The 10503-nt window shown below is 37.2% G+C and carries 14 protein-coding genes; 1 reads left to right on the top strand and 13 read right to left on the bottom strand.

What is annotated here, in order from left to right:
• Positions 1-243: integrase core domain-containing protein (locus tag ACK5MF_RS05060; protein ID WP_416919986.1), on the top strand; the 243-nt coding region annotated here is incomplete at its 5' end.
• Positions 244-246: 3 nt separating this feature from the next.
• Here ACK5MF_RS05060 and ACK5MF_RS05055 read toward each other — a convergent pair.
• The 13 genes from ACK5MF_RS05055 to ACK5MF_RS04995 all read right to left on the bottom strand — a co-directional run bounded on the left by ACK5MF_RS05055 (position 247) and on the right by ACK5MF_RS04995 (position 10501).
• Complete coding sequence (locus ACK5MF_RS05055; protein ID WP_416919984.1) at positions 247-612, bottom strand: 2-dehydro-3-deoxygalactonokinase; 366 nt, start codon at positions 610-612, stop codon at positions 247-249.
• The gene (locus ACK5MF_RS05050; RefSeq protein ID WP_416919982.1) at positions 609-1040 is read right to left on the bottom strand and encodes a 2-dehydro-3-deoxygalactonokinase; all 432 of its coding nucleotides are present in this window, start codon (positions 1038-1040) and stop codon (positions 609-611) included. The genes ACK5MF_RS05055 and ACK5MF_RS05050 overlap by 4 nt, the downstream gene beginning before the upstream one ends.
• A 3-nt stretch (positions 1041-1043) precedes the next feature.
• Complete coding sequence (locus ACK5MF_RS05045; protein WP_416919980.1) at positions 1044-1940, bottom strand: SMP-30/gluconolactonase/LRE family protein; 897 nt, start codon at positions 1938-1940, stop codon at positions 1044-1046.
• 23 nt (positions 1941-1963) lie between these two features.
• Complete coding sequence (locus ACK5MF_RS05040; RefSeq protein ID WP_416919978.1) at positions 1964-3466, bottom strand: tripartite tricarboxylate transporter permease; 1503 nt, start codon at positions 3464-3466, stop codon at positions 1964-1966.
• 20 nt (positions 3467-3486) lie between these two features.
• Positions 3487-3972, bottom strand: coding sequence for a tripartite tricarboxylate transporter TctB family protein (locus ACK5MF_RS05035; RefSeq protein ID WP_416919976.1), 486 nt, complete (start codon positions 3970-3972; stop codon positions 3487-3489).
• 56 nt (positions 3973-4028) lie between these two features.
• A complete protein-coding gene (locus ACK5MF_RS05030) occupies positions 4029-4991 on the bottom strand; it encodes a Bug family tripartite tricarboxylate transporter substrate binding protein (RefSeq protein WP_416919974.1) in 963 nt (320 codons plus the stop codon).
• 74 nt (positions 4992-5065) lie between these two features.
• Positions 5066-5842, bottom strand: a complete 777-nt coding sequence (locus ACK5MF_RS05025; protein WP_416919972.1) for an SDR family NAD(P)-dependent oxidoreductase — start codon at positions 5840-5842, stop codon at positions 5066-5068.
• A gap of 80 nt (positions 5843-5922) precedes the next feature.
• Positions 5923-6651 (bottom strand): IclR family transcriptional regulator, encoded by a 729-nt coding sequence (locus ACK5MF_RS05020; protein ID WP_416919970.1) that lies wholly within the window; start codon positions 6649-6651, stop codon positions 5923-5925.
• A gap of 668 nt (positions 6652-7319) precedes the next feature.
• Positions 7320-7562, bottom strand: a complete 243-nt coding sequence (locus ACK5MF_RS05015) for a hypothetical protein (RefSeq protein WP_416919968.1) — start codon at positions 7560-7562, stop codon at positions 7320-7322.
• Positions 7563-7611: 49 nt separating this feature from the next.
• Complete coding sequence (locus tag ACK5MF_RS05010) at positions 7612-8055, bottom strand: prepilin peptidase (RefSeq protein ID WP_416919966.1); 444 nt, start codon at positions 8053-8055, stop codon at positions 7612-7614.
• A 13-nt stretch (positions 8056-8068) separates the two neighbouring features.
• Entirely contained in the window at positions 8069-9391 is a 1323-nt protein-coding gene (locus ACK5MF_RS05005) for a hypothetical protein (RefSeq protein ID WP_416919964.1), read from the bottom strand.
• 2 nt (positions 9392-9393) lie between these two features.
• The gene (gene tadF, locus ACK5MF_RS05000; protein WP_416919962.1) at positions 9394-9996 is read right to left on the bottom strand and encodes a tight adherence pilus pseudopilin TadF; all 603 of its coding nucleotides are present in this window, start codon (positions 9994-9996) and stop codon (positions 9394-9396) included.
• The gene (locus tag ACK5MF_RS04995; protein ID WP_416919960.1) at positions 9989-10501 is read right to left on the bottom strand and encodes a TadE family protein; all 513 of its coding nucleotides are present in this window, start codon (positions 10499-10501) and stop codon (positions 9989-9991) included. Before ACK5MF_RS04995 ends, tadF begins: the two co-directional genes overlap by 8 nt.
• Between the last annotated feature and the right edge of the window lie 2 nt (positions 10502-10503).

Below are 10503 nucleotides of genomic sequence, written 5' to 3'. Positions count from 1 at the left end.
TTATCGAGACGCGGAAATTGCTGGGACAACGCACCGATGGAACGCTTTTTCCGCAGCTTAAAGACCGAGTGGGTATCAACGGCAGGATATCGGAGCTTTTCAGAAGCTCAGCAACAAATCACGAGATATATAGTTGGTTATTACAGCCAACTTAGGCCCCATCAATATAATGGCGGGTTAACACCCAATGAATCAGAACGATTATATTGGGAGAACTCTAAAACTGTGGCCAATTTTTATTGACCACTACAGATTGCCATTCCCCATGACCCAAATATCTTGGGTTTTGTACTGTGAAGCACCAATCTCCGAACCTAAAAGCAAACCACTTATAAAACTTGCAGACTGGTCTTCAGGCATATTATCAACAAGAACTCGACTTCGAGCACAGAATAATAGCGAAAGAAGGTCACCCGAATGTTTAGACTTAGCGCCTCTGATAACCCCCTGATAAAACCATTCACTATTCGGATCAACGTTTTTACCAAATGTCCCCAGAATCGTTGATTCACATAATGCGTAAAACATTTCACCCGTTAAAAACGTCTTAAAGTCCACGACAAAACCATCTTCAATAGAAACTACCTTTGAATGTGTTCCAGGAATGATCATTGAAGCATTAGTGAGTCCCTTGCGCCAACAATCTCTGTTTCTTCACCTCGAATAACATCTGATTGTTCCCCTGTTTTGAAAACACCAGGAACAACAAAGAGATTATCAATACCTTCTATTTCTAAAGGCAACATTTTGCTTGCGAGGGAATTTGAACTACACGGTAATTGTGTATATGGTGCTTCTCTCCAGCCGTTACGAGAGCCTATCATTCCCGACATAACAATCGGCATACCTTGAGAATAGCCTTCAAGCTGAGATAAATGTTTAGCTAAGACCGCTTTAAATTCACCACCAACATTGCGAATACCTTCATTCGTAGAAACGGTCGCCAATACTTTGCCTGACTCTGCTACCGCTCTCGCTCTGAAGGAAGAAGTCCCCCAGTCAACGGCTACAATATAAGGTATTAAATCTTGAACAGTCATAAGTTACACCCCCTTAAAACGAGGTTCGGCTATACCTTGGTAGCCTAAATCAACGAGCATCACGCATCCCCCATTTGGATCTTCTAATAAGTCGTTTTCGCCTCGACATAGCGATGTCACAATCAGCGTTTTATAATCAGAACCACCAAACGAACACATAGTTGGCTTTTTCATTGGTGTTTTTAAAATACGGTCTATCTTACCGTTCGGCGTGATGCGCATAATAACACCCTCATCAAGTCCACATACCCAGTAGCACCCATCAACATCAATTGCCGCACCATCAGGACGACCCAAACTTCTGTCTTGAGATAAATTCAAGAAAGGTTTGATATCAGTAATTATCCCATCATCAATGTCGTAATTGCATTTGTAGATCTGTCTTCTGTCTGTATCCGTCTCAGAGAAATAAAATATATTTCCCTCTGCATTAAATGCAGAACCATTAGGAATAATATAATGTTCAGATGTAGCTTTATAGATGTTGTTAGCAGAAACAGTGTACCAGCTACCCCATTCATTTTGCTGAGTAATATCTGGACACATAGTTGACACCATGAATCGCCCTTGTCGATCACAGCGACCATCGGCAAACTTCATATTTTCATGAGGGTGCTCTAAGGATGCGATGTTATTAACAGTATCACCTTGAATTGAAAATATCGATTTCATTCCAGCAATGACTAATTCACCGCTTTCCGACAAAACCATACTACCCAGACGCTGCCCTATTTCTGTTTTAATACATTGATTCTTTGATGGATTATATTCGTATATGTCCCCTGCTTGGTCTAACCAATACCAACTATTTTTATCTGGATTCCAAAATGGTGATTCACCAACGTTGTTACGATAAGGAATATTTATAATACTTTCATCGCTAATGGATACTTCATTCATAATCTTTCCTATTTAAACCTGAGTTATTTTTGATAAAAAATTTCTTTTGTATAATTGAAAATTATTTTAATTAGCGGAAAAAATACTGTAATAGCTGCAATTGACAATAAAGTTAGAGTTATTGGTCTCGTATATAGAAAATCTAAACTACCGCTATGTAAAGCTAGCGCTCGTCTGAAATTAGACTCTGCCATTGGTCCCATAATCATAGCAAGTACAATTGGTGATACAGGGAAATCGCGTAAGCGAATGAAATAGCCAATAATGCCAGCCACTAACATGACACCAATATCGAATACAGAGTTATTTATTGCAAACGTACCTACTAGACATAAGCTCAAAATAATAGGAACTAAATACGATTTCGGCATAGACAACACTTTTACTAAGTGTTTCAAAGTCGCTAGACCAATAAATAGTAAAGCAACATAACAGATCAGCATCCCTGCAAACAAAGTAAAGACCATCTCGGAGTGCTCTTTAAATAGCAAAGGTCCAGGTTGTAAGCCTTGTAATGTAAGTGCTCCCAGCATGACAGCAGTTACGGCATCACCTGGAATACCTAAACTGAGCATCGGAAGCATTGCCCCACCGGTACAACCATTAGAACCAGCTTCTGCCGCGGCTACCCCTTCAATACGACCTGTTCCAAACTTACTACCATCTTTTGAAAATCGCTTAGCTTCGTTGTATGAAACAAAAGCAGCAATATCAGCACCAGCCCCAGGTACAGAGCCAATACAACTGCCAATAATACCGGAACGAAACATCAAGAAACCATGTTTCTTAATTTCTTTCAGTTTAGGAACAACACTGGAGATTTGAATGTCAGCCCTAGCTGTTTTATTTGGTTCCGAAATAGATTTGAACGCTTCGGAGCCTGCAAACAACCCAATCATTACTGGAATAAACGGAATCACCATTAATTCAGGATTGCCGAACGTATACCTTGGATATCCCGTCATAGGATCTAGTCCAATAGTAGAAACCAAAAGTCCGACAAAACCTGTGACTAACCCTTTAATGATGGATTTACTCGATATACTGATAATAATACTTAAGCCAAATATCGCTAACGCAAAGTTTTCTGGTGCAGAGAACTTCAAAGCAAACTTAGCCAGTATCGGAGCCAAGAACACTAATATAAATACACTAACGATCCCCCCTATCACCGAGGATATCGTTGCAAAACCCAGTGCTGAACCCGCTTTCCCTTTTAATGTTAACGGATAACCATCTAGAGCTGTTGCAGCCGCAGCAGGCGTGCCGGGAATATTTAATAGAATAGCAGTGATTGATCCGCCATAAATACCGCCAAAAAAGACACCGCTAATCATTAATAGTGCAGAAACAGGATCCATTCCAAAAGTGAATGGTAAAAGAATTGCAACTCCCATCGTTGCAGTTAAACCCGGAAGCACTCCTAAAAGAATACCAACACATAAACCCGCCACACCGAGAAATATAGCGACAGGCTGTCCTGAAAGGTTTAAAAAACCTCCCATTAATAACTCAAAATTGCTCATAGCGGCACCTATGATATTTATTACTCAAATAAAATTCCAATAGGGAGAGGAACATTTAAGAATATATGAAAAACAAAGTAAATTGCGATAACTAAGCTGATAGGCATAATCATTATTTTTAGCTTTTCATTAATACCTAAAAATTTCATTAATACAGTAGAAAACAAAAAGCACGAAATATAGAACCCAACATATGGAATAATAACAAATGCCAAAATATTTAATACAATCCCAACGCTCGCTTTGCCTATACCGATAGGAACGACGTCATAACTCACTTTGTTAAGTAAATTTTGAACTATACCTATAATACAAAGTAAGCCTAATGCTGATGAAAATATAATAGGGAAGCGACTAGTTCCGACATCATTTGACATTGTAAAGCTAGGAAAGCTTAATGCGCTAACAATTGCAAACACACTAACTAAAAGAAAAAAAACATAAACACCAACAGTAAGATAGTCTATCTTATTGGAATCATCCTGTTTTGAAACTGATTCTTTCATGATTTCCTCCAAATAAAATGGTGCTGAGTACTTCAGCACCATTTCCCATATAGTTATTATTTAGCCATTCCTAGCTTAGTCATGATTTCATTAAAGAATTTATCGTCTTTTTCAATCACTTTCGAAAAGTCTGCAGCATCCAAATAGGCAGGTGTCAAATTCATCTTAACTAGAGTATCAGTAAACTCAGAATCTTGACTAACTTTGTAGGCTACATCACTTAACACTTTAACGACGTTATCAGGTGTCTTTTTAGGCACCACAATACCTCGCCAAGTGGCAATAGAAAGATCAACACCTTTCTCTTTTAGTGTTGGGACATCCGGAAAATCAGCCAATCGCTCATCTGCCATTACGGCCAGAATACGCATAGAACCATTACGAACGTGATTAACAACTTCAGCAGGGCTTACTGTCACCGCTTCGATATGATTACCTAGTAGTGCTGTCGCAGCAGGATTTGCTCCATTGTATGGAATATGCGTAAATTGTGCTGAAGTTCTATCAGCCAATGATTCAGCAGCGATATGCCAAATTGCACCAGAACCAGAGTTACCAATACGAATCTTTCCTGGATTTTCTTTAGCATACTTAATGAAGTCATCGAAAGATTGCCATTCAGACTCGGCGTTCACCGTAATAGCTGCCGGTTCAGCGTTTAAACGAGCAATTGGTTTTACATCGGTAGCTTTCCAACTTACCAACCCAAGATGTGGAAGCATCGCTAATTCAACTGTACCGGTACCAATCTTATAGCCATTTGGTCTAGCCATAACAATTTCAGTTAAACCTACAGCACCACCACCGCCTGTTTTATTAACGACACCAGCACTTTGTGGCAGGTATTTATTTGCAGATTCCACAAATGATCGTGTAACCAAATCAGTATCGCCACCTGCAGAATAAGGAACAACAACTTCAATACTACGGGTTGGATAATCAGCCGCTGATACTATCGCAGGTGACGCGACGAGAGCTGCAACAGATAAAGCTCCAACAGTTTTAATAAATTTTTTCATAATAACTCCATGTAGGGTAAGAGTAAGATGTATTGATTTACCTATTTTCGAATGTACGTCTTGGCCTTAAATCTCTAAGGCATATATTGACCACCATTCACATTAATAATTTGTCCAGTAATATATCCAGAGGTTTTATGAGAGCCTAGGAATACAAATGAAGGTGCCATTTCTTCAGGTTGCCCAAATCGCCCAAGTGGAATCGTTTTATTAATAAGATCTCTGGTTGCTTGGTCTTTGTCCGCATGAAACGCTGTATCAACAGTTCCTGGAGATACAATATTGAAACGAACACCATCTTTTGCATGGGCGGTAGCCCAAGATTTGGTGATGGTGTGTAACCATCCTTTTGCTGCGGCATATAACGAGGCGCCAGGACCGCCCCCCATGTACGCAGCAAACGATCCCACAGTAACAACGGACGCTGTCCAATTATCCTGTTTTGCCGACTCAATTAGGTAAGGTAGGCATTGTTGTGTCATGTATTGGGCTGAAGACACATTTAACGTAAAAACTTTATTCAGGAATTCGTCGTCGATTTCTGGAAGTTGCTTACGACCACCTAAGCCACCAACGTTATTAATCAAAATATCAACCCCACCATGCATCTTAACGAATTCTTTCACAAAGCGAGCGCATTCAGGTTCTTTAGTAAAATCCGCACAGTGGAAAGTAGCATTCCCACCATTACATTTTAGTGCTAATAGTATTTCATCAATATTATCTGGCTTAATATGAGATGTAATTGAAACTGTCGCTCCCTGACTAGCAAATTGTTGGGCAATCGCAAGACCAATACCTTGAGTAGACCCAGTAATAATTACCTTTTTACCTTTTAAATCTGTAAACATATATTCAACCTTAAGTACAATAGGAACTATTCCCAATTAAATTCATCGGTAACAAAATTATTTATAACAACTAGATTTAATTATAGATTTTCTATATCACTAGAAATCAATCTTGCTGTATCTTGCATTATAGGGATGAGTCGATACATTCTTGATTCATCCATATAAATATTGATGCTCGCTATCGATATGGCTGCGATTATATTGCCATATCTATTTCGAATTGGAACGGCAACACATCTTAATAGCTCGTCATTATCTTCAATATCAAAGCTATAATCTTTTTCACAGTAGTCAGACATTCTTTCTTTTATCAAAGAATTTTTTGAAGGTCGGACATAAGTGTCAATCAGTCTGTCTATTTCAGTTTTAGGAAAATCCAACATTAAGGACTTACCTATTCCAGTGGTCGCCATAGGTAGTCTATCACCGATCTTAGACTTCATTTCTATTGAACGCGATCCAGAAACTTTATCTAAATAGAAAATGTAATCGCCTTCTTTAATGCCCAAGTGAACGGTATCATTTGTCTTTTTTGCCAACGCTTCCAGATATGGTCGAGCAATTGTTTTCAAAGGCATTTGCTCTTGGGCTAGAACACCTAAACGTATCACGCTCGTTCCCAAAACATAACCAATACCTTTTACATCACGAACATAATTACCTTGTTCCAATGACTTTAATGTTCTATGTATTGTAGTTTTAGGAATATCTAATTTTTCTTGTATTTCTTTTAGCGTTTTTGCTCCGATAGAAATACATTCCAAAACAGACATCCCTTTTAATATACTTTTAGTTTCATTCGTCATGTTCACTCCAAGTTTTAATCAGGATATAGTGTCTCCCATATTAAAAATGAGATTTACATCAACATTTCAAATTATGAAATCATTATTCCGCATTATGGAATAATTGTAATTATCGATCACAAAAAGAGCGTAAACATCTGTAATAATAAATAGTAATAAAATAACTATTTAAAGAATAATAACACTACCACATAAATCAGGAAAATCTTGTATCTCATTAATTTTATTACGAAAATAGCTAGATACAATTTAAGGTAAACCTGTTTCAACAAACAAGCAAAATGACGCACACGAGTCGTTAATGAATATGGTTCATTTTAAGTTATGCGATAGCTGAAAAATATTGATGCTACAGATACTGAAAGCCAAAGCATTGGCCTGCTTTTATGAAGATTGAATGGTGAGGAAAAAATATATAATTGCAGATTATTGAAATTTGTATTTAAAAATTTAGGGTTTATAACGAATAAACCAAATTAATTTATTAGCAATCGCTAGAAAACGAACTACACTATGCTATCATTTATATAACTCATTGTGATAAAAACCTCTTGTTCCCTATGTGAAAAATACAATATTTTGACGGGAACCCCTTCGCTTCCAGTGGTTCAGCGGAGGGTTTTATCCCTCAATGATTACGAGTGTAATTAACATATATGTAAACTACATTATTTCTCATTTTCATTGTCTTTAACTCTCTGACATTCATAGCATTCCCATTTATTTATTTTTTTATCAAAATACAGCCATGCAAGCATATAAATAATCAACCAAATACCTGCTGTAATCAACGTGATGATACCATGCATAGCAATCATCATCTTACTCGGTTTTACATTCCTACGATAATGTGCTGTTAACTGCCCGCAACAAGAACACTTTTTAAATTGTTTTTCAATATTTTTAATCATAGAATTACTTAACATTATAAATATAATAAGCGAGAGTTATAAATAACAATTAATAAAATATTTTGCTTGATAATAGAGAGAAAAACCAGCCACTGATTACAATAGGAATTCCATATGGAACTCCTCGTTCAAATGGTGGCTGATTTCTCAGTTTAGCTATACTATACATTACGACTAATTGCCCCCCACCTAACAGTCCTGCGAAACAAATCATTGGTACAATCAACGAAGGCAAAAGCCCGAAACTAAATGCAACGATTAACTTTACATCACCACCACCGATAGCATTTATTTTCCAAAAAACCAAAAATAAGACAAATACCAATAATGTAATTAATGTGGATTGAATCAAGAAACCGTTAAGCAACGAATTAACTATGCCATATACAAAAATAACTGTGACCCAAAAATTTGGTATCTCCCTATGACGTACATCACTGTATCCAATTAGAAGACAAACTAAAGCACTAAATATTACAAATATTAATAACATCCTGTTTTCTTATCTATTCGCTTTTAAAGCGTCCGGTTGCTTCAACAAGTAACTTCAAAATCTGCTTATATACATCATCTGTTCCGGCTTCTGCGTTGTATATTTTATTACCAAAGCAGGAACCAAACCCTAGATTTGTATGAACATTATGTGCCATACCAATAACCGCCATAGTAACTATGGTCGGTGATGAGGTCAGACCGGAAAAACGATTTGGCTTACTTGATATACGGTCTCTTATTTGTTCACATAAACCGTAAGTTTCCATAACAGATCGTGTAAAAGACTGAGCTCCATCAGCACCATCGGATAACAAAATGAAGATTTGTTCTGGGTTAACCGACTCAGTATTATTTGTAGCTTTATCAGCTTGTTGAGCTGCCGCGATAAGCCCCTGCCAAGAATACGTACCACCATAGTAGTTAAACGACGCCAACGTACTATTAAACAAATCATAATCGTAGGTTGGGTCTATATCATAATAATAATACGACGACCGAGGTTTATAGTATGTAATTCTATCATTATCACATAGCGTTGATGATGATGGTAAAAAAGGCTCATCGTCCCACAATCGTGGATGTATCCACATCATTCCAACCGTCTGACCAGGACAGTAGGCGGTGGCGTCACGGTAGTTATGACTAATACGGTACACCTGCCCATCGTATTTTTGATAGTTGTAGTCTGAATAGGTTGCTAGAGAAACCTTAGCGGGGTATCTAGGGTCCTGATTCTCCTCAAGATAAGCTAAGATACGTTCAATAGTATACTTAACCATTTTCAATTTATTCATATAAACGCTGTCTATATAACCCCAACCACCGCTCATCGAACCACTAAAATCGACGATAAAATAAACATCAAGTGGTCTAGCCGAATAACGTTCAGCGGTAATTTCTCCACCATTGACATGAATTTCAGGTTCGAAGAATGGCGTATCTGTTTGACTTATCGGAAGAAAATTTAACCAAGAATCATAAACGGACGACACACTAAGCGTGTTACTCACATACGGTCCAGCATCTTGAACAGTCACACAAGCGTTTTCATAATCGCATTCATGTTTACGAAAAGAAACATTCACACGACTAGCATCTTGAAGATAGCGCTCTACTATTGACCTTGCATATGATTGGTCTAAATCATCTTCTCCCGTTTGTACTTCTCTAGCAATTAAGGCTAATGAAGCAATTTCTGTTGCCTCTATGGTTTTAATATGACTTAAGTGCATTTGAGATGTGTATATAACAAATCCTGTAAATAACAATATCATAGGCAGAAATATTATAACTATAATACTAATAGCTCCCCGCTGTTTAAGCATTTTAGGCATAATTAAATCCTCGCAAATGAAAAAGATGTGCTAATCAGGCGTAATACTTCACCTGTAGTAACACCTATTAGATCTAAAGGAATTTCGTAACATAGCGACACTTGATAGAGGGGCAAATACACATTTCCGTCTAACAAATCACTAGCAGCAAATGAAACTTGAGGTAATAATTCAGGATCAACATCAGAAACGCCAGGGAAATTACAGTTACTCGTTTTTCCGTACATTAATCTAACATTATCTAACACTAGCTCTGCCTCAACATCATCATATGTCATAAAAACACTATCGACCCTAAGTCCCAATTTAGCTTTATCAAAGCTAGCGTCCATTCGTTTTAGAGAACTGGCAACAAAATTGAATATTTTATCCGATTCGATATCGCACGCAGATTGGTCAACACAAAGATTTATTTCATTATTAAATAGTTGTTTACGTTCTGCCAAAATAGTGACAGCCGAATAGGAAGCTCGATCTAGCATCGCTTTCTTATTAAAGGCGATCAAATGATTAATAATTAGCACCAACATGGTAGATAAAAATAGCAAAATTATTGCTAACTCCGCAGATATTGCACCTTTTAACTTATTATTAATACTAATCACATTCATTTCCTAATGCCGATATTTCACATCGTTCATATTCCTGAACAGCGATAATTTCACGTTTAATTCTTATATTAGGAAACCAAGTTAAAGACAATGGCTGATGAATATAAGAAAGGCTATAAATAGCAATAGCACCATTTCTATAATCGGTAGAATTCACTTGGCAATTATCAATATTCTCGTCTACAGAATTGGAACAGTCTTGTAAAGCATCATAATCCTTAAAATAGTTCACACTAATTTCGAGACTATCAGGTACTGTCGAGGCTCCCCAAAGTTTACCACCATAATCCCTAAGTTTAGATTGAACTGCTTCGCTATAGTTACTCAAATCATTATGATTATTCATATCAATTTTTTTTGCATAAAAAACCGCGTTAGCAAATGCGTGTTCATTCGAGCTTATTGAATAAAATAAGAAGCATAACTCGGCCCATAGTATAATAACAAACAGTATAATAGGTATACATATTGCCGCCTCTAACGCAACTGAACCATTCATAA

Source organism: Vibrio sp. (assembly GCF_047973365.1).
Lineage (GTDB): Bacteria > Pseudomonadota > Gammaproteobacteria > Enterobacterales > Vibrionaceae > Vibrio.
This window is presented reverse-complemented; position numbering and strand designations above follow the sequence as displayed.